This window comes from Mesorhizobium liriopis (assembly GCF_024053505.1).
In the GTDB taxonomy this organism is placed as follows: Bacteria; Pseudomonadota; Alphaproteobacteria; order Rhizobiales; family Rhizobiaceae; genus Mesorhizobium_B; species Mesorhizobium_B liriopis.
The window spans coordinates 325,692-345,395 of sequence record NZ_JAMXQS010000001.1 but is presented as its reverse complement, the minus strand read 5'-3'; the positions used below and the strand labels follow the sequence as shown (position 1 = coordinate 345,395).

The window sequence follows — 19,704 nt, the reverse complement described above, 5'->3', positions numbered from 1 at the left end:
CCATGCCCTTCCGTTTCGTGCACACTGCCGACATCCATCTCGATTCGCCGCTGCGGACGCTGGCCCTGCGCAACCCCGAACTGGCCGAGCTGATCGGCAATGCCACGCGCCGTGCGCTGTCGGCCGTGGTCGATCTCTGCCTCGCCGAGCAGGTCGATGCGCTGCTCTTGTCCGGCGATCTCTATGACGGCGACCAGACATCGATGAAGACCGCGCGATTTCTGGCGGGCGAGATGCGGCGGCTCCACGAGGCGGGCATCAAATGCTTCATCGTGCGCGGCAACCATGACGCGCTGTCGCGCATCACGCGCGAGCTGACTTTGCCGCCATCGGCCAAGGTGTTCGGCGGGCGCGCTGAAACCGTGTCGATCACCACGCCCAATGGGCTGGAGATCGCCGTGCATGGCCTGAGCTTCGCGCAGGCACACGCGCCGGAAAGCCTCTTGCCGCGCTACAAGCCACCGGTTTCGGGTGCGATCAATCTCGGGCTGATGCATACGAGCCTCGCCGGCTCGCCCGGCCACGACGCCTATGCGCCCTGCTCGCTCAACGATCTTGCGGAATCCGGTTTCCACTATTGGGCTCTCGGTCACGTGCACAAGCGCTCGGTGCCCAAAGCCAAGCGCACGGTGGTGATGCCCGGCATGCCGCAGGGGCGTGACATCAATGAGAGCGGGCCGAAAACGGCTTCGCTGGTGACCGTCGGTGACGATGGCACGGTGACGGTCGAAGAGCGGCTGACCAGCGTCGCGGAATTCGTGCGCGTGCCTGTCGATCTCTCCGGCGTTTCAGACTGGGCCGAGATCCCGATGCGCATCACGGCTGCGCTCGAACAGGCACGAGAGCGGACCGCTTCGGAGCACATGGTGGCGCGGTTGAGCCTGCAGGGTGCGACGCCGCTCGCCTGGGCCATGCGGCGCGATGCCGACATCCTGCGCACGGAAGCGGATCAGCGCGCAGCACTTGTCGGCAAGGGGTGGATCGACAAAGTCGAGATCGACACGGTTCCGGCGGTCGCTGAGGCGTTCGCGCAAGCAGCGGGCGATCCGCTGATCGAGCTGCGCCGTTTGCTGAGCGAAGAGATCGCGCAGTCACCTGAACTCGAACGGCAGGCACTGCTCATCGCCGACGAGTTGCGCGCACAGCTGCCGCAGGAATGCCGCCACATCCTGGGGCAGGACGAAGCGGAGCATCGACGGCTCATCGCGGCCCTCGTCAGCGAGGGCGCGGAGGATGTGCTGGCCCGCCTCGACGGGCGTCCACGCGTGCTGGACAACACCGACGCCTGATGCGCCTTTCCCGCCTCGACCTCACCCGCTACGGGCGCTTCACGGATTTTGCGCTCGACTTCGGCCAGAAGCCCGAGGGCGCACCGGACTTCCATATCATCTACGGGCCGAACGAGGCGGGGAAGACGACCGCCTTCTCGGCCTTTCTCGATTTGATGTTCGGCATCGAGGCGCGCTCGCGCTATGACTTTCTGCACGAGTACAAGTCGATGCAGATCGGTGGCGTGCTCGAATGGGACGGGGCCGCACACGAATTCTCGCGCGTGAAGCGCAATCAGAACAGCCTGCTCGGCCCCAGCGGCCAGCCGGTCGCAGAAACGGGGTTGCAGGGGGCACTCGGCGGCATCGGGCGCGACGGCTATCGCACCATGTTCTCGCTCGACGACGACACGCTCGAAAAGGGCGGCGACGGTATTCTCGAAAGCAAGGGCGATCTCGGGCAGCTACTTTTCTCGGCGAGCGCGGGCCTGTCGGAGCTCGGGCACACGCTTTCCGCGCTTCAGGCCGAGGCCGACAATTTCTATAAATTCCGCGCGCGTTCGGGCGCGCTCGCGACCATGAAGGCGAAGCTTGGCGAACTGAAGGATGCCCGCGAGGCCATCGACACCCTTGCCAGCCACTACGCTCAATTGGTGGCCGAGAAGGAAACCAGCCGCACGGCTTATGAGACCGTCCGCGAGGAAGCGGCTGCATTGCGGGTACGGATCGAAACGCTCCGCCGCCGCCTCGACGCGCTTCCTCGCAAGCGGCGGCTGGATGAGATCGGCGAGGAACTGGCGGGCTTATCCACGCTGCCCGAACCGCCGCAGGCGTGGAGAACCGAGCTTCCCACGCTGATGCGCGAAGAGATCGAACTGCGCGTGAAAGAAGAAGCCAGCAGCGCGCTTCTGGCACGGCTCGCGCACGAGATCGATGCGCTGGAGCCGGATCAGGCGGCGCTCGACCGAGCCGAGGATTTTCGGCGGCTGATGAACGGCGCCTCGCGCTTCGTGACCGCGAGCGACGACCTGCCCAACCGGCGCAATACGCTGGAGGAGCTGGAGCGCAGGATCGGCGCTCTGCTGAGCGAACTCGGCCAGTCGAGCGAGACCGATGCGACAGTGCTGATCCTGCCTGCTGCGACGCAGGACAGGTTGCGCGCGCTGATCGATGATGCGGCGACGCTGGCGCAATCGCAGAAAAGCGCGAATGAGGAAGCGAAGCTGGCCGACGAGCGTCTCCATGCGGCCAACGCTGTGCTGGAAGCCGTTGACGGTGTGGCAGTGGGCGACGGGATCGACCATGCCGGGCTGAGGGCCGCGCTCGATCAATGGCGGCGTGGCGAACATCCGGCGCGGGTGCGGGCAGCAACGCGGGCACACGAGAGCCAGCAAGCGGTGGTCGAGGAGCGGCTGCTGGCTCTGCCGCCTTGGTCGGGCAGCGCGGCGGAGGTCGCCGGGCTCACCGTGCCCTCGCCCAGCCGACTGGAAGAGTGGCGCGCGCGAGGCAAGCAGGCGGAGGCTGAGGAAGCGCGGCACAACGCCGACACGGAGCGTTTCGAAACTGAGCGGCTGAGGCTGGAAGCCGAACGCGATGCCGACCGGGCAGCCGGCTTACTCGATGAGGCAGAAGCTGCCGCAGCGCGGCGCGCGCGTGACGCGGCGTGGGCTCGGCACCGCAAGGCGCTGGATGAAGCTTCCGCGAAAGCGTTCGAAGCGGCATTGCAAGAGGACGATCGGCTGACCGCGCTCAAGCTTGCGCAGGCGAACGAGGTCATTCGCGCGCAGGCCATGGCGCGGAATCTCGCTGTGGCGGAAGCAGGCGAGAAGCGGGCTCGGGACTTATCCGCGCGTGCCGCGGAGAAAATTTCGACGCTGGCTGAAGAGATCGCAGCCGCCATGCCGTTTCTGCCTGCCGCGTGGTCGCTCGGTGATCGCGAGGCCTGGTTGGGCAGGCGCGAGCGGGTGCTCGAAGCTTGGAACGCGCTGCGGCAGGCCGAGAGCGAAATGCGAAGCGCGGAAAAGGAGAGCGCCGAGGCGGAGAAGCAGCTGCGCGACGCGCTTGGAGCGGCGGGGTTCGATGGCAGCGGATTGGCCCTCGATCCGTTGTTGTTTCGCGCCCAAAGCTTGCTCGAGAAGAGCGCCGAGATACGGGCGCTGGTGAATGATCGCGATGCGCGCGCGCGCGATGCTGAGACGCGCAATCGCCGGAAGGCCGAGTTGGAGGCCGAGCAGGCGCGCTGGCAAGCGGCGTGGATCGCGGCGCTCGATGGGACGTGGCTCGATGCCGAGCTGACGCCGGCCGCAACGCGGGCAACCCTCGCCGCGCTGGATCGGCTGGCACCATTGCTCAGTGAGCGGGAAAGTCTTGCAGACCGCATCGCCAAGATGGACTCGGATCGCGAGGTCTTCGGACGGCGCGTCGCGAACCTCTCGGAGGCGCTCGAACTCGAAGCACCGCCCGGTGATCCGATGCCGGCCTATGAGATGATCGGCGCGCGGGTGCGCGGCGCGGAGAATGCGGTCGAGGCACGGACGCGCAAGGAAGCCGAGCGGGCGCGGGCCATCGCGGAAACCCGCAGCTTGAGCGAGCGCCTGAGCCTGCATGAGCGCCGCGCAAGCGAGATGCTGCGCTTCTTCGGCGTCGGCTCGCTGGCCGAGGTGGATGCGCGCCTGCGCGAGATCGAGCGGCGCAACTCACTCGAAGCCGAGCGGCAGCGAACCGAGCGGGAGGTCGTTTCGGGGCTCGGACTTCCCGACCTGGCTTCCAGCGTGGCGGCCCTGGCGGATGCCGATCCGGTTCAGTTGCAGGCCGAGCTTTCCGAGGCCGAAGCCCGCTTCGAGATCGAGGATGCGCGGGTGCGCGAGCTCTACGCGGCCCATGCCAAGGCAAGCGACCGGATCGAGGCCGTGGGTGGCGACGATGCGGTCGCGAAGATCGAGGAACAGCGGCGCACGGTTCTGCTCGAAATCGAGGATGGCGCGTTGCAATATCTGCGGCTCAAGATGGGGATCGCCGCAGCCGACCAGGCGCTGCGCGCTTATCGCGATCGGCATCGCTCGAGCATGATGGACCGCGCATCGGAAGCCTTCCGCACGATCAGCCGGGGCGCTTATGCGCGGCTCGGCACGCAGCCGGAAAAAGATGCGGAGATCCTGATCGGCATCACCGCCGATGGCGCCTCGAAGCTCGCCCAGGACATGTCCAAGGGCACTCGCTTCCAGCTTTACCTCGCGCTGCGCGTGGCTGGCTATTTCGAGTTCGCGCGCGCCCGCTCGCCGGTGCCGTTCATCGCCGACGACATCATGGAAACCTTCGACGATTTTCGAGCGGAGGAAGCATTCAGGCTGTTTGCCGGCATGGCCGAGGTGGGACAGGTCATCTACCTCACCCATCACCGCCACCTTTGCTCGATCGCGCAGGAGGTGTGCCCGAGCGTGACGATCCACGAACTGCCGGCACCCGCCGGGTTCGGGACATAAGGCTCAGTCTTCGCGCCAGCCCTCCTTTCCGATCAGAGGCACGAAGGCCACGCTGCAGAGGTCTTCTTCCGTGAAGCGATCTTCGCCGGTTCGCGTCACGCGCGTGAGCCGCTGGCTGTGGCGTTCGCCGCCGACCGGCAGGATGAGCACGCCACCGATGGCGAGTTGGTGCTTGAGCGGGTCAGGCACTTGCGGCCCGCCCGCCGAGACGATGACGGCGTCAAAAGGCGCGGCCTCGGGCCAGCCGAGCGTGCCATCGCCGGCGCGAATTTCGACATTGGCATAGCCCAGAGCCGCCAGGTTTCTGCGAGCGCCTTCCGCGAGTGCCGGATAACGCTCGATGGCGTAGACGTGAGATGCCAGCCGGCTCATCACGGCAGCCGCATAGCCTGAGCCGGCGCCGACTTCCAGAACCCGCGCATCGGGCCTGAGGCTGGCCGCTTCGATCATGTAGGCGACAATAAAAGGCTGCGAGATGGTCTGCCCCTCGGCGATGGACAGCGGCCGGTCCTCATAAGCAAGCTCAGCCGCCGCTTTCGCCAAGAAGCGCTCGCGCGGCACGGTACGCATGGCCTCGAGCACGCGCGGGTCGCTGACGCCGCGCGAAGCGATCTGGGTATCGACCATCCGCCGACGGCGCGTGGCGAAGCTGTCGCCCATGGCAACCTCCCCATGGCGCGCAAACGCCGGGGAGTTGTTGAGGTTCAGGCTGAGACCGGCGCGAGCCCGAGCAGAGCGGGAAGCGCGTCCATCGTCGGGATCACAGCGTCCGCGTCGAGCTTGTGCGGATCGGGCGTGTAGCCCCCTTCGACGATTATCGCGCGGATGTTGCCTGCATGGGCCGAGATGACATCGGCGCCGCTGTCGCCGATCATGACGGCATGAGCAGGCGCGATGCCAAGCTTTTCCAGCGCGAAGAGCAGCATGTCCGGCGCGGGCTTCTTCGCCACCTCGCCATCGCCGCCGATCCAGAAGTCGAGCAGCGGGGTGAAGCCATAGGCGTCGAGCACCGCGCCCGTATGTGTCGCAGGCTTGTTGGTGACGACGGCCAGCTTCTTGCCCACTTTGTGCAGCGCCTCCATCGCGTCGAGCGCGCCGGGCATGGCGACGGTGAGGTTCGTCAGATGCTGGCCGTAGATCGGCAGCATCCGCTCGTGGGCTGCGTCGAGCTGCGGCCCGTCGAGCGGATGGCCGCAGAAGGCGTAGGCGCGTTCGACCAGCTTGCGCACGCCATGTCCGATGAAGGTCTTCACCGCGTCGAGCGGGACCGGGCCGAGATTGTCGTGGGCCAGAAGCTCATTCAGCGCTGCGCGCAGGTCGGGCGCGGAATCGACCAGTGTGCCGTCCAGATCGAACAGAACGGCTTCGACATCATCAAACGCAATTTCAGGCACTAGACGCTCAGTCCCAACTCTTCTTCAGCAGCACGGCGGATGGCCGTGATATTGCTCGCATAAGCGTCCTGCCCGCCTTTGAAAATAGCCGAGCCCGCGACAAGCGCATTCGCCCCCGCCTTCACGATGCGCCCAGCGGTTTCGGGCGTGATGCCGCCATCCACTTCGATGTCGATCGGCCGGCCGGCGATCAGCGCCTTAGTGCGGGCGACCTTGTCGACCATGGCCTCAATGAAGGCCTGCCCGCCGAAGCCGGGATTGACCGTCATGACCAGTACCATGTCGAGCCGGTCGAGCACGTTTTCGATGGCCGAGACCGGCGTTGCCGGATTCAGCGCCACGCCCGCCCTACAGCCGGCATTGCGGATCGCCTGCAGCGAGCGGTCGAGATGCGGGCCGGCTTCGGCGTGGATCGTGATGATATCCGCACCCGCTTCAGCGAATGCGGAAATGTAGGGATCAGCTGGCGCGATCATCAGGTGGCAGTCGAACACGGCCTTCGTGCGGTCGCGTACGGCCTTCACCACCGGCGGGCCGAAGGTGATGTTGGGCACGAAATGCCCATCCATCACGTCGAGATGCACCCAGTCGGCGCCGGCCGCGACCACCGCCTCGATCTCGTCGCCGAGGCGGGAAAAGTCGGAGGAGAGGACCGATGGCGAAATAACGAGCGGGCGGCTCATGCTGCGCGGGCGCTCGGGTCGATCTTCGGGTCGAGCTTGCCGGTCTTGTAGGCTTTCGCCATCTCGCCGAGCGGGATCACCTTGATCTTGGACGCCTGGCCCGCCGTGCCGAACTCCTCGAAGCGCTGGGTGCAGAGCTTGCGCATCGCGTCCATGGCGGGCTTGAGATACTTGCGCGGATCGAATTCCTGCTTGTTTTCGGTGAGCACCTTCCGGATGGCGCCCGTCATCGCCATGCGGTTGTCGGTGTCGATGTTGATCTTGCGCACGCCGTGCTTGATGCCGCGCACGATCTCTTCCACCGGCACGCCCCAGGTCTGAGGCATCTCGCCCCCGAACTCGTTGATGATATCCTGCAAATCCTGCGGCACGGAGGACGAGCCGTGCATCACGAGATGCGTATTCGGCAGCTTGCGGTGGATCTCCTCGATCACGTTCATCGCGAGCACCGCGCCATCGGGCTTGCGGGTAAATTTGTAAGCGCCATGGCTGGTGCCCATGGCGACCGCCAGCGCATCGACCTTGGTCAGGCGGACGAACTCGACCGCCTCGTCGGGATCGGTGAGAAGCTGGTCGTGGCTCAACTCGCCTTCCGCACCATGGCCGTCCTCAGCCTCGCCCTTGCCGGATTCGAGTGAGCCGAGAACGCCCAACTCGCCTTCCACGGAGGCGCCCACCCAATGGGCCATCTCGGCCACGCGCGCGGTGATCGCGACGTTATAATCCCAGTCGGCCGGCGTCTTGCCGTCGGCCTTCAGCGAGCCGTCCATCATGACGGAGGTGAAGCCGTGCTGGATGGCGGTCAGGCAGGTTTCTTCATTGTTGCCGTGATCCTGGTGGACGCAGAACGGGATCGACGGATGCATCTCCGCGAGTGCCTCCATCATCTTGGCGAGCATCAGATCGTTGGCGTAGGAGCGCGCACCGCGCGAGGCCTGCATGATCACCGGCGAGTCGGTCGCCGCCGCCGCCTCCATGATGGCGAGGCCCTGCTCCATGTTGTTGATGTTGAAGGCGGGCACGCCGTAGCCGTTCTCGGCGGCGTGGTCGAGAAGCTGGCGAAGTGTGATCAGGGCCATGGCGGCATCCTCCCTTGGTGGCGTGCGAAAACCTCGAAACGCGCTCTTCCTGCCGCATCGAAATAGGGCCTGCAAGTGCTGCGGGAACCGGCTCAACGCTTCAACCGTTTCAGTTCGTTTTCTTTTTTCGTTTTCGGGTTGCGTGTCGATGCTCAAGAAGACTGAAGACCCTCGTGACCCTCAGGTGGCCGCGAAGCTCGCCTCGCTTATCTATCTCACCGACGACAGGCCGGGAATCACCCGGCGCAAGTCCGGGAGCGGTTACAGCTACTTCCTCCCCGACGGCGCGCGGTTGAAGAACAAGGCGGAAATCGAGCGCATCAACGCGCTGGCCATTCCGCCGGCCTACGCCGATGTCTGGATATCACCGGAGGCCGACGCGCACCTTCAGGCGACGGGTCGCGACGACCGCGGACGCAAGCAATATCGCTACCATCCGCGCTGGGCGGAAGCGCGAGACGAATCGAAATACGGCAGCCTCATCACCTTCGCGACCGCCCTGCCCGTGTTGCGCGCGCAGATCGAGATGGATTTGCGCCGTCGCGGCCTTGGCCGTGAGCGGGTGATCGCGTCTGTGGTCTGGCTTCTGGAAAACACGATGATCCGCGTTGGCAACCAGGCTTATGCGCGCGACAACAAGAGCTTCGGGCTGACCACGCTGCGCGACCGCCACGCCAAGATGGAAGGCGGCAAGATGCGGCTCAAGTTCAAGGGCAAGTCCGGAAAGGAATGGGACCTGCATCTGACCGACCGCCGCATCATCAATATCGTGCGCGGTGCGCAGGACCTGCCGGGCCAGCATCTGTTCCAGTATCTCGACGAAGACGGCGAGCGGCGCATGGTGCGCTCGCAAGACGTGAACGACTATCTGCGCGACATCGCGGGTGACTTTACCGCCAAGCACTTCCGCACCTGGGGCGGCACGCAGGCTGCGGCAGCGCTCTTGCGCGACGAGGCGCTGCCCGAGGCCAAGACCATGGCGGCCAAGCGGCTCAATGCCATCGTGGATGAAGTGGCTCACCGCCTGGGCAACACCCGCGCGGTATGTCGCAAGGCCTATATCCACCCACGCGTGATTTCTCACTGGTCGGAAGGCATCCTGTCGGAAGGGATGCTGGCGGCGCGCAAGTCGTTCCGCAAGCCGCTCGACGGGTTGGACGAGGAAGAGACGCTGCTGCTGCGCTGGCTGGAACGCTCAGCCGTTCCAGCCTGACTTATCTGCCCACAAACAAAAACGGCCCGCTTTCGCGGGCCGTTTCTTTTGGGGTGATGCCTTCGATCAGGCAGCTTCCTTTTCCACGGCGTGGAGGTGGGACACGCGGCGCACTTCCTCGTCGTTGAGCAGGCCACCGGCACGCAAGAGGCTGGCGAAGCGGCCGTTGCGGGCGGCGAGTTCGTCGAAGCCGCCCATTTCGATCACCTCGCCGCGATCCATGAAGATCACGAGATCGGCGTCGCGGACGGTTGTCAGGCGGTGGGCGATCACGAAGGTCGTGCGGTTGGCCCGCAGACGGTCGAGCGCTTCCTTGACCCGCTCCTCGGTCTCGACGTCTAGCGCCGAGGTCGCCTCGTCCAGCACCAGGATCGGCGCATCCTTGAGGATAGCGCGGGCGATGGCCAGACGCTGGCGCTCGCCACCCGAGAGCTGCGAGCCGCGCTCGCCGACGCATGTGTCGTAGCCATCGGTGCGCGAAAGGATGAAGCCTTCCGCATCTGCACCGCGGGCCGCCGCATGGACATCCTCATAAGACGCGCCGTCGCGGCCCATGCGGATGTTTTCCTCGATCGAGCGGTTGAGCAGGCCACTGTCCTGGAAGACGGTGGCGATCGAGTTGCGCAGCGAGGCGCGGCTGACCGTCGACACATCGATGCCGTCGATCAGAATACGGCCCTCGCTCGGGGTGAACACGCGCTGCAGCGCATTCACGAGCGTGGTCTTGCCGGCACCCGTCGGGCCCACGATGGCGACCGTCTGGCCGGCCTGGACGTCGAAGGAGACGTCGCGCAAACCGTGGCCGCCGTTCGGGAAGCGGTAGCCGATATTGTCGAAGCGCACATGGCCCGACACCTTGTTCAGCGTCCGCAGGCCGGCAGGCTCCTGAGCCAGAGCCGACTCGTCCTCGGCCTTGTAGAACTCCTCGAGCTTCACGCGGGCCTCGAAGATCTGGTTCACGAAGGTGACGATCTGGTCGAGACGCGAGATCAGAAGGGTCGCGAAACCGGTGAAGGCAATGACGTCGCCGATGCGCAGCTGGCCGATGCTCACGAGATAGGAGCCGACCAAGAGAACCGCCATCATCGAGATGGTCGAGGACAAACGGTTCAGCGCGCTCGCAAGCGCCCACCAGTCGAGCACGGGGAACTGTGCATCAAGAAGCTTGGTGACATGCTCGCGCAGAGCCTGAGCTTCCTGACCGATGCGGTTGTAGCTCTGCAGCACCGAAACGTTGTTCACAGTGTCGGTGACGTGACCGAACACACGGTGGTGGTGCGCCTCGACAGCCTGCTGACCGGTCTTGGTCTTGCGCATCACCAACTGGCCGATCGTGACGTAAGCCGCGCCGAGACCGGCGAGCACCAGCGTCATGCGCCAGTCCATGGCAAGCGCGGTCGGCACCAGCAGCACGAGAGCCACGGCGGTCGCGAGGTGCGTGCGCATGAATTCAAGCCAAAGGTTGAACAGCGACTCGACGGCACGGATCAGCATGTGCAGCGTCTGCGACGTGCCGCGCGCCTGATGCCAGGACAAAGGCATCGAGATGATCTGCTCGAAGGAGCGGGTTAGGGTCTTTGCCCGCAGGGCGTGGGCAAGCCTGTCGGCGCCACGCGCCACCAGAACAAAGGCCACGATATTGAATGCGCCCAACCCGGCCCACATGGCCATGGAGGCGAAGACGTTCCCCTGATTGGAGATGGCATCGATCACGCGACCGAACAGGATCGGCTCGGCAATCGTGACGATTGCCAATGCGACGTTGGCTGCGCAGATCAGTCCGGCACGACGGCGATCTTCGCCGAGGTAGCGGAGAGCCCGCCAGTAGACTTCGATCAAAGACACGAGTGTCTCCCGGGTTTTTGTGCAATGCACTCAAAGCGGCCCGGATCATTCCTGGCCGGTGATGAAACGGCGAAAACGAGTCTCGCCATCTCATGACAGGCGCCATTAACGACTTCGCGCCTGAACGCTGCATGAACGCTCAAACGCTTGGAAATCAACGAGAAGAAAAAAGAGGGGCGGGCCCTTTTCAGCGCCCGCCCCTCTTGCGCGATGAAGCTTTCTTCTATCGCGGCATGCGTAGAACGACATGCCGCTCGGTGGTGCCATCCAGCGAAATTTCGTTCGCCGGCGCGCCGTCAACCTCAAGAACGGGCTCGTTTATTTCGCCGTTGCGAACAACGCGAATCTGGATCGTCGATCCTTCGAGACGCAGGGTGGCCGTGAAGCCGTCCCATGCTGTGGGCAGAACCGGTGCAAGCTTCAGCGCCCTGCCCGTCTTGGTTATTCCGAGGATGTTTTCCACAGCCGCGCGATAAAGCCACCCGGCCGACCCCGTATACCATGACCAGCCGCCACGGCCTGCCTTGTCGGCTCCATAGACATCGCCCGACACGGCATAGGGCTCGACGCGGAACTTCTCCGCATTGTCGCGGTCGAGCGCGTGCGTCACCGGGTTCAACAGCTGGAAGGCGCGGAAGGCGTCATCGCCCCGTCCGAGCATGGCCAGCGCGACGACCATCCATGACGAGCCATGCGTATACTGCCCGCCATTCTCGCGGACACCCGGCGGGTAGCTCTTGATGTAGCCCGGGTCCTTCTCCGTGTTCTCGAAGGGCGGCGTGAACAGGCGGATGATGCGGTTCTCTTCATCGAAGAGGTGCGTCATGGCCGAGTCCACGGCCTGATGCGCGCGGGCCTCTTCGCCGGCCCCGGAGATCACGCTCCAGGACTGGGCGAGCGAGTCGATGCGGCATTCCTCGGAGGCGTGAGAACCGAGCGGTGTGCCATCATCGAAGGTGCCGCGCAGATACCATTCGCCGTCCCAGGCAAACTTCTCAATGGCTGCATGGACGCGGTCAGCGTGAGCCGTCCACTTCTGCGCGCGGCTTGATTCACCCCGTTCGTCGGCGATGGCCGCGAAGTCGCGAAGGGCGCGGATCAGGAACCAGCCGAGCCAGATGCTCTCGCCCTTGCCCTCTTCGCCGACGCGGTTCATGCCGTCGTTCCAGTCCCCGCCGAGGATCAGCGGCAGGCCGCGTTCGCTGGTGCGTTCGATTGCGAGATCGAGCGCGCGGGCGACATGTTCGTAGAGGGGCGCGGTGTCCTTCGACACTTCCGGCGTGAAGAAGGCATCGTGTTCGCCTTCCTCCAGCTTGCGGCCTTCCGCCCAATGCACCGGCTCGTCGAGCACGGACTTGTCGCCCGTTACAGCGACCAAGCGGTTCACGCCATAAGCGAGCCAGACCACATCGTCCGAGATCATGGTGCGCACGCCGGCATCGGTGCGCGGCAACCACCAATGCTGCACGTCGCCTTCAGGGAACTGGCGGCGGGCGGCGTTCAAAAGCTGCTCGCGCGCCAGATTCGGGTCGTGCAGCAGCAGCGCGAGCGTGTCCTGCAACTGGTCACGGAAGCCGAAGGCGCCGCTGGCCTGATAGAAGGCCGAGCGCGCGCGGATGCGACAGGCCATGCCCTGATAAGGCAGCCAGTGATTGACGAGCGTGTTGAAGCTCTCATCGGGCGTTTCGACGCGGACGGCGCCCAGGAAATTGTCCCAGTTGCGGGCATTCTCCTCCAGGCGCTCGTCAAAGGAGCGCTCGCGATGCTTGCGCACGAACTCGACGGCCTCACGAGCACTGCCGGCGTCACCCATCAGCCAGAGCATATCGACGGTCTGCCCGCCCGCCAGTTCGACATCGCGGGCAATCGCAGCGCAAGGATCGCCGCCTGCCTCGACGCGGTTGGAAAGGCTCGCGCCCTTCACCACCGCTTCCGGGCCGAAAGCAGAACCGGCGCGACCGATGAACTCGGCACGGTCGGCTGTCACCGATTGCGGCACGGCATCGGAGACAAGGAAGGCCGTACGGTCGCCGAAGTCGAGGCTGAAGGGGTTCTGCGCCATCACCGCGCCGGTTTCGGCATCGTGGCTCGGCACGATCGTTGCAGCCGATTTCGGACGGTTGTTGCCGAGAACCCATTCCGCGAACGCATAAACGCGCAGGCGAACGGGCACGGAGCCGTCATTGCGCAGGCGCAACCGCGTAACCTTCACCGGATCGGTGGGATCGACGAGCTGCGTCGCCTCCATCGCCAGCGGACCGCGTTTGGTGGAGAAGGTGCTGACACCCTGTCCGTGCCGCGCTTCATAGACCAGTGACGGGTCGCGAAGCACGCCGGCGAAAGGCGAGAAGGCGCGGCCGCTGGCCTGATCGAAAACATAGATGCCTTCGCCGGGCCGGTTTACGACCGGATCGTTGGACCAGCGCGTCAGCTGGAAATCGCGGCTGTTGCGGCTCCAAGTGAAGGATGCGCCTTCCGACGAGGTGTGGAAGCCGAACTGGCCGTTTGAGATGACGTTGATCCAGGGCTGGGGCGTGACGTCGTCGCCCGCGAGGCGGACGACATATTCGGCGCCGTTCTTGGCGAAGCCACCGAAGCCGTTCCACATGGACAGCCCGTCGCCGCTCGCTTGGGCACGCGACGGCAGGCGTTGTGGCACGTCGATGGCCTTGGGCGAAGTGGTGGAAACGACACCGACCTGCTGAGACGCATCGGTTGCCGCCGCACGCGCCTTCAAGGCGGCAATCTCCGCGCGTTCGATCTGATCGAACACGGTGCCGTTGCGGGTATGGAGCACGACGCGCGCTGAAGCCAGCAGCGTGCGATAAGTGTTGGCATCCATGAGATCCTTGCGCACGGCAAAGATGTGCTGGCGGGGGCCGAGTTCACGGCCGCGCATGCGGCTGTTCTCGCAAAGCGCTTCAATGGCGTGCTGGAGGTCCTGCACGTAAGTCGAGGCCTGCTCGTTCACGACAACGAAGTCGGCAACCAAACCGTGGACGCGCAGATATTCCTGATAGCGCAAGGCCTGGGCGACGATCTCGATGTCCGCGACATCCGCGATGCGAAGTGCGAAGATCGGGAAATCGCCCGAGATCGACAGTGGCCAGAGCGCCGATTGCGGACCCATGCCGGCGGCGATGGTCTCGCTCGGCATGCGCAGGTCGGGCTGCGGGTAGACGAGATAGCCGCCGAGCTTCTGGATGCTCGCGGCATCGGCCAGACTTAGGCCGATATGGCGCGTCTGCACCTGCGAGCGCGTCCAGGACAGCATCGACTGGCGCGCGAAGCTGCCCGGATGGTCGAGCCGCCCCATGACTTCGCGCACTTCATCGAGATTGGCCCCGACCACGGTCCAGAAGGTGAGCATCAGCTTCTTGCCGGCAGGGACGCGGACGCGGCGGCGCAGCGACATGATCGGATCGAGCGTGAAGCCATGCGCGCCCGACAGCCGAGCCCCGAGGTCGAAAGCGGCAGCCTCCGTGATCGTCCGGCCGCGGCCAACAAAGGCGCGGCGGTCGGTTTCAGCCTGCGCGTCGCGCGACTCGGCACCACTGTCCGTCACGAAATGGGCCAGCGCGATGTCGGCTTCCTTGGCTTCGCGCTTGCGGCGCGTGGCCAGGATCGCCTCGCTGTTGCCGAGGATCTCCGTGTGCACGAACATCTTGGAGAAGGCGGGATGCGCGTTGTCGGCATCCTCCTTCGCAAGTGCCAGCTCGGCGAAGGAGGTCACTTCGATATGCCGATCCTCGGCACTTTCATTGATGATCGTGACGCGCTTCGCTTCGCCGGCACCTTCGGACACCAGCGTCACCTCGACTTCCGAACGGATCTTGCCGACGAGCTTGGTGAACACCGCCTTCTCGTCGGAGAAGACCGCATGCGTCACCTCGCCCTCGATGCGCTTGGGTTCGGCGGTCGTCGACCACCACTCGCCGCTGTCGAGGTCGCGCAGGAACAGGAACGAGCCCATGCGGTCTTCGGTCGGGTCGGCCTGCCAGCGGGTGACGGCCAAGTCATTCCAGCGGCTGTAGCCGGTGCCCGTGCCGGTCACCATGGCGGCATAGCGGCCGTTCGACATCAGATTGACGGCGAGTGAGTCCTTGATCGGCGAATGCAGGAAGCGGGTATCGGCGCTGGCTTCCGCCTCTTCGGCCTTTCGCTCGTCGGCCTCGGTGCGCACGGTGGCGACGGGAATGTCGCGCGGCGCTTTTTCCTGCAGCAGCAGTTCGGCCGATTCGATCACCGCATCACTGTGGAAGCGGTCGCGCATGCGGCCTTCGAAGATGACGTTGGCGACCGCGACGATCGACATGCCCTGATGGTGGGCCATGTAGTTCTGCACAACCGCACAGGTCGCGCCTTCCGGCACGCGGCTCGGCGTGAAATCAACCGCATCGCAGAAGCCGTAGCGGCCGAGAGCGCCGAGCTTCTTCAAGCGCTCCAGGTTTTCCACGGCCGCGCGCGGCTCGAACTGCGAGGCCAGAATGGTGGCATAGGGCGCGATGACGAGATTGTTCGCCAAACCGCGCTTAAGGCCCAGGCCGGGCACGCCGAAATTCGTGTACTGGTAGTTCATCTCGCGGTCGCGCGCGTTGAAGGCCGCTTCGGAGATGCCCCAAGGGATGTTCTTGCTGCGCGCGTAAGCGATCTGACGCTTGATCACGAGATGGCTGGTCTGGTTCAGGATGGAGCCGTGGGGCTCCTTCATCACCAAGGGCGGCATCAGATACTCGAACATCGAGCCGGCCCAGGACATCAGAGCCCCCGAGAAACCGATCTCGGTCACCGTGCGGCCCAGACGAAACCAGTGCTCGGTCGGCAGATCGCCCTTGGCGACGCCGAAGAGGCTCGCCAGACGGCATTCGGAGGCAAGAAGGTCGTAGCAGGCCTCGTCGAGCTGATGGTCGTCGAGGCGATAACCGATCGAGAGCAGCTTGCGGTCCTGGCGGAGCAGGAACGAGAAATCCATCTCGAAGGCGAAGAGACGAGCGCGATCACGCAGCTTGGTGAAACGCTCGCGCAGTGAGCGCATGCCCGCCTCGTCCGTATGCGCGTCGCGCACATGGGCCTCGCAGCACTCTTCGAGACGCTTCGCCCAGGCATCGAGCTCGGCGCTGTAATAGTTGCCGAGTTCGGCATGGATGGCGCCAGATATCTTGCGGACTTCCGCCGCCGCGACCGTCAGATTGATGGTGCGGACGGATGCGAGTTCGGGCTGGCTCTTGATCGTTTCCACCGCGCGCTTCATGCCGTCGAGGCGGTCGAAGAGGCGCTGGCGCAAGGGGCGCAGCTGGCGGCGATCGTCGGGGATTTCGTTGAGCACTTCAGCGACGACGCGGGCCGCGTCGGTCACGCCGTCATAGTCGCCCTGAAGGTAGACGGCCGGCGCTTCCGCCCACTCGTCGCAGGCGGCGGCAAGCGCCACGAGATGGCCAGCCAGGTTGCCGCTGTCCACCGCAGAGATGTAGCGCGGCTCCATGGCGCGCAGCGTACGGGTCTCGTACCAGTTGTAGATATGGCCGCGATAGCGGTCCATCCGCTCGAGCGTCGTCATCGTCTGGTCGATGCGGGTGGCGGCATCTTCCAGGCTGATCCAGCCGCAGTCGCGGGCGGAAACGACGGACAGCAGATACATTCCGATATTGGTCGGCGAGGTGCGTGCGGCAACGACCGGAACAGGGTTCTCCTGGAAATTGTCCGGCGGAATGAAATTGTGCTCGGCCTGGCAGAAGGACTCGAAATAGGACCATGTGCGGCGCGCCACCGTGCGAAGGGCCGCGATATCCTCGTCGGAAACGTCAAGCCGATCCTCGGTTTCCGCCGATCGGCTGATGAGCCACGCGAAGGCCGGCGAAAAGGCCCAGAACACGGCGAAGAAGAAGGCGACCACGGCACCGGTGGATTGCGCGAAAAGCGGGATCACCAGCGCGAAGACGGCGATCACCGGCGCGCCCCACATCAGGCGGTAGTAGAATTCCATCGAGGTCGCGCTGCCCTGATGGACCTGCGACGCCGCGCGCCATTCGAGCATGTTCTGGCGGGTGACGAAGAGGCGATAGATCGTGCGCACCAGCGCGTCGCCCATCATCCAGGCCGAATGCGCCATGAGTACGATACGAAGCGCGACCATGGCCGTGCCGAAGGCGATATCGCGGAAAAGCGCGCGCACATGGCCGCGCGGCGTCACCTCGCGGCTGCTCGGCAGGATGCCGTGGACGATGTCGAAGGTCGGCGCGAGAAACAGCGAGAGGATCAAGAGCGCCTGCCACTGCGCGGCGACCGTGAAGGGCAGGAAGGACCAGCCGGCGATCGAGGCCAGAACCCAGAAGATCGGCGTCAGCGAACGGCGCAGGTTGTCGATCATCTTCCAGCGCGACAAAGCCGGCACGGCGGATTTCGGATCGAAGATGAAAGGCAGCAGCTGCCAGTCGCCACGCGCCCAGCGATGCTGACGCGAGGCATCGACGGCGTAGCGGGTCGGATAATCCTCGACCAGCTCCACATCGGTCACGAGAGCCGCGCGCGCCAGCGAGCCTTCGAGCAGGTCGTGGGAAAGAACGGCATTCTCGGGAATGCGGCCCGCAAGCGCCTCCTCCATCATATCGACGTGGTACAGACCCTTGCCGGTGAACGTGCCCTCCCCGAAGACGTCCTGATAAAGGTCGGACACGGCGAAGACGTAAGGGTCGAGGCCGCGATTGGCCGAGAAGACGCGCTGAAAGAAAGAAGCTTCGTCGCCGGTAGTAAGCGAGGCCGTCACGCGCGGCTGGAGGATCGCGTAGCCCTGTGTCACGCGGCCCTTGGCTGGATCATAGACCGGCACGTTGCAGGGATGGCGCATCTTGCCGACGAGATTCTGCACCACGTCACGCATCATGCGGGTGTCGGCGTCGAGCGTCATCACATACTGGATGTCGCGCGGCAGTGGCGTGGGGTTCGGCAGGAAGGTGGTGTCGCCGTCACCGCGCAGGAGCAGGTTCAGCTCGTGCAGCTTGCCGCGCTTGCGCTCCCATCCCATCCAGACGCCTTGCGCCTTGTTGAAGAGGCGGCGGCGGTGGAGCACATAAAAGCGCGGCGTGCCCTCGATCGGATAGCGCGCGTTGAGCTTTTCGATCTCGGCGCGCGCGTAAGCCAGCACCTCGGCATCGCCGTCCTTCTGCTCCTCGCGGCTGTCGGGCCAATCGGTCAGCAGGGCGAAGTGAATCGCGCCCTTGGTGTTGGCGAGGTAGTGCACTTCGAGATTGCGCACGCTCTCATCGACGTCGTCGCGCGAGCCGATGAGTGCCGGAACGACCACGAGCGTGCGCGCCTCCTCCGGCACGCCGTCCTTCCTGTAATCATAGCCGAGCAGACGCGAGGGCTGGAGGAAAAGCAAAACGATGGTGTTGAAGAAGCCGAGAGCGCCTTCGCTGGCAGGCACCGCGAACAGCACCAGAAGAAGCGCAATCGCGCCCGCATGAAGGCCGGCGGCTTTCAGCGAGACGGCGGCCAAAAGCAGAAGCAGGATGGTCAGAAGCGCCACCGGCACGACGACGCCGAGCCAGTCCGCCCTGGTGAGCGAACGCTTGAGGCGCGAGCCGAACGACTGGCGATAGCCCAGCGCCTTTTCGAGCTCGGGCAGTTGGGGACCGACGAGAAAGAAGCCGATATTGAGGTTGGCCGCCTTGGCCATCTCGACGGCCTTCACCGTCACCTCGTGCTCGCCGAGCTTTGAACCCTTGGCGAGATCCTCGATGGCGCGGCGGAGTTGGTCGCGGGAATGGAAATCGAGATCGGCGAAGTCGGTTTCCTCGCGCAACAGCGCATCGACTTCCGAAACCTCCTCGAACCACACGGTCCAATCGACATCGTTGATGAGGCGCAGGCCGCGAATGATGTTGCCGGTCGTGACGTTGCCGGCCGACAGCGTCTGGTGCTCGCCGATGATGATCTCTTCGGCGTCCGAGCCGGATTTCTCCAGCTCGTTTTCCAGCCACATCAACGCCTTGCCAGCATTCTGCGAACCATCGCGCAAACGATAAAGCAGCTGGGTCGCGAAGGTGGTGTCGCGGGCGTGCTCGGAATAGCCCGAAAGAATGTCGCGTCCCTTGTCATCGTCGAGCGAGGCCAACACATTGTCGGCCACCTCGTTGGCGATCTGGCGCATCTGGCGCGCGCGACGGACGCGCACCGCGAGACGACGCAGATTCTCGACCAGCACGAAGCGCAGCATGGAGGGCAGCGCCCAGAGTTCGCCGATGCGCAATGGCGTGCGGGTCTGGAAGCCTTCCACGACGGCGCGGAACAAGTTCGCCGACATCGCGCTGTCGGAATGCGCGACGTAAAGCCATGCAATCGCCAGCACACGCGGCACGGTTGTGCCGTTGGGCAGGGTCAGCGTGGGAAGCTCGCGATAGAACTTGCGCGGCAGGTCGCGCTTCACCTGGAAGATCGTTTCCTCGACGACGTAATTGTTGTCGAGCAACCATTGAGCGGCGGGCGTGATCGAGTCGCCACGCAGGGCGGCCTCGTTGGTATCGCGATAGACTTCGAGAATTTTTGCCGCGTTGTCGCGGATGCGCGCCTGAAAATCGAAAGGCGTCAAACCGAAGAGGTCGGTGACTTCGCCATCGGCAAGCTTCTGACCGAGCCTGCGAAGGCGGTCCTCCTGCATGAAGCCGGAGCGAATCGGGAGTTCTGCCGGTGCCAGATACCGGTGCGCGGGTTGCAGCCGGTTCGGGTCGGTCTGAACATTCAT

General features: G+C 64.8%; 9 protein-coding genes. 3 read left to right on the top strand and 6 right to left on the bottom strand.

Going from position 1 to position 19,704, the window contains the following annotated elements; all coding sequences use genetic code 11:
* Window positions 1-2: 2 nt before the first annotated feature.
* Together NGM99_RS01595 and NGM99_RS01590 are read left to right on the top strand one after the other, a co-directional pair.
* Window positions 3-1,289 carry a metallophosphoesterase family protein gene (locus NGM99_RS01595; protein WP_252815292.1) on the top strand — a complete coding sequence of 429 codons (1,287 nt, stop codon included), beginning with the start codon at window positions 3-5 and terminating at the stop codon, window positions 1,287-1,289.
* On the top strand, window positions 1,289-4,750 hold the full coding sequence (locus tag NGM99_RS01590; RefSeq protein WP_252815291.1) for an ATP-binding protein: 3,462 nt from the start codon (window positions 1,289-1,291) through the stop codon (window positions 4,748-4,750). The genes NGM99_RS01595 and NGM99_RS01590 overlap by 1 nt, the downstream gene beginning before the upstream one ends.
* A 3-nt stretch (window positions 4,751-4,753) precedes the next feature.
* Here the strand turns inward: NGM99_RS01590 and NGM99_RS01585 are convergent, their stop codons facing one another.
* From NGM99_RS01585 to fba, 4 genes are read right to left on the bottom strand one after another with little or no spacing between them, the layout of a single operon-like run.
* Window positions 4,754-5,410, bottom strand: a complete 657-nt coding sequence (locus tag NGM99_RS01585; protein ID WP_252815290.1) for a protein-L-isoaspartate(D-aspartate) O-methyltransferase — start codon at window positions 5,408-5,410, stop codon at window positions 4,754-4,756.
* 44 nt (window positions 5,411-5,454) lie between these two features.
* Window positions 5,455-6,144, bottom strand: coding sequence for an HAD-IA family hydrolase (locus tag NGM99_RS01580; protein WP_252815289.1), 690 nt, complete (start codon window positions 6,142-6,144; stop codon window positions 5,455-5,457).
* Window positions 6,144-6,827, bottom strand: a complete 684-nt coding sequence (gene rpe / locus NGM99_RS01575) for a ribulose-phosphate 3-epimerase (protein WP_252815288.1) — start codon at window positions 6,825-6,827, stop codon at window positions 6,144-6,146. Before rpe ends, NGM99_RS01580 begins: the two co-directional genes overlap by 1 nt.
* Window positions 6,824-7,906 carry a class II fructose-bisphosphate aldolase gene (fba, locus tag NGM99_RS01570; protein WP_252815287.1) on the bottom strand — a complete coding sequence of 361 codons (1,083 nt, stop codon included), beginning with the start codon at window positions 7,904-7,906 and terminating at the stop codon, window positions 6,824-6,826. Before fba ends, rpe begins: the two co-directional genes overlap by 4 nt.
* Before the next feature lie 148 nt (window positions 7,907-8,054).
* On the opposite strand from fba, the gene NGM99_RS01565 reads away from it, so the two are divergent.
* Window positions 8,055-9,119, top strand: a complete 1,065-nt coding sequence (locus tag NGM99_RS01565; protein WP_252815286.1) for a DNA topoisomerase IB — start codon at window positions 8,055-8,057, stop codon at window positions 9,117-9,119.
* A gap of 66 nt (window positions 9,120-9,185) precedes the next feature.
* Here NGM99_RS01565 and NGM99_RS01560 read toward each other — a convergent pair whose 3' ends face one another.
* On the bottom strand, window positions 9,186-10,964 hold the full coding sequence (locus NGM99_RS01560) for a glucan ABC transporter ATP-binding protein/ permease (protein ID WP_252815285.1): 1,779 nt from the start codon (window positions 10,962-10,964) through the stop codon (window positions 9,186-9,188).
* A gap of 223 nt (window positions 10,965-11,187) precedes the next feature.
* Window positions 11,188-19,704 (bottom strand): glycoside hydrolase family 94 protein, encoded by an 8,517-nt coding sequence (locus NGM99_RS01555; protein ID WP_252815284.1) that lies wholly within the window; start codon window positions 19,702-19,704, stop codon window positions 11,188-11,190.

What these genes read in the sequence shown, in the direction of transcription:
- NGM99_RS01585 (WP_252815290.1), bottom strand. Translation starts at nt 5,410, where the DNA reads ATGGGCGACAGCTTCGCCACGCGCCGTCGGCGGATGGTCGATACCCAG.
- fba (WP_252815287.1), bottom strand. Translation starts at nt 7,906, where the DNA reads ATGGCCCTGATCACACTTCGCCAGCTTCTCGACCACGCCGCCGAGAAC.
- NGM99_RS01565 (WP_252815286.1), top strand. Translation starts at nt 8,055, where the DNA reads ATGCTCAAGAAGACTGAAGACCCTCGTGACCCTCAGGTGGCCGCGAAG.
- rpe (WP_252815288.1), bottom strand. Translation starts at nt 6,827, where the DNA reads ATGAGCCGCCCGCTCGTTATTTCGCCATCGGTCCTCTCCTCCGACTTT.
- NGM99_RS01590 (WP_252815291.1), top strand. Translation starts at nt 1,289, where the DNA reads ATGCGCCTTTCCCGCCTCGACCTCACCCGCTACGGGCGCTTCACGGAT.
- NGM99_RS01555 (WP_252815284.1), bottom strand. Translation starts at nt 19,704, where the DNA reads ATGAATGTTCAGACCGACCCGAACCGGCTGCAACCCGCGCACCGGTAT.
- NGM99_RS01595 (WP_252815292.1), top strand. Translation starts at nt 3, where the DNA reads ATGCCCTTCCGTTTCGTGCACACTGCCGACATCCATCTCGATTCGCCG.